Source organism: Pseudomonas frederiksbergensis, assembly GCF_003732665.1.
Lineage (GTDB): Bacteria > Pseudomonadota > Gammaproteobacteria > Pseudomonadales > Pseudomonadaceae > Aquipseudomonas > Aquipseudomonas frederiksbergensis_G.
Genome location: NZ_MOBP01000073.1, coordinates 1 through 262, shown reverse-complemented (window position 1 = coordinate 262; position 262 = coordinate 1). Strand labels below are relative to the sequence as shown.

Annotated in this window: 1 pseudogene; it reads left to right on the top strand. The window is 61.8% G+C overall.

Annotation, left to right across the window (positions count from 1 at the left end):
• Nucleotides 1–262, top strand: a pseudogene (locus BK665_RS33205) (hypothetical protein); the annotation flags it as partial.

Sequence of the window (262 nt, the reverse complement as noted above, 5' to 3'; positions counted from 1 at the left end):
TTCAGCTATGCACGGGAGGGAAAACTGCCCGCGCCGGACAAGCAACTGCAACCCGGCCAGGAAATGGCGATCGCATTTGGGCCCGGCACTAATCTGACTCTGGGACAGCGTTTCAGCGGCGCGCCGATGCCATTGGTGAACACGTCGTATTGGCTGTCTGCCGATGAGCTCAAACGCCTGGCCGAAGTCGCCCATCACTGGACCTTTTGCCCGCCGGACCGCTACGCCGTGGTCAATCCGCAGGATGCCGAATGGGTGCAGC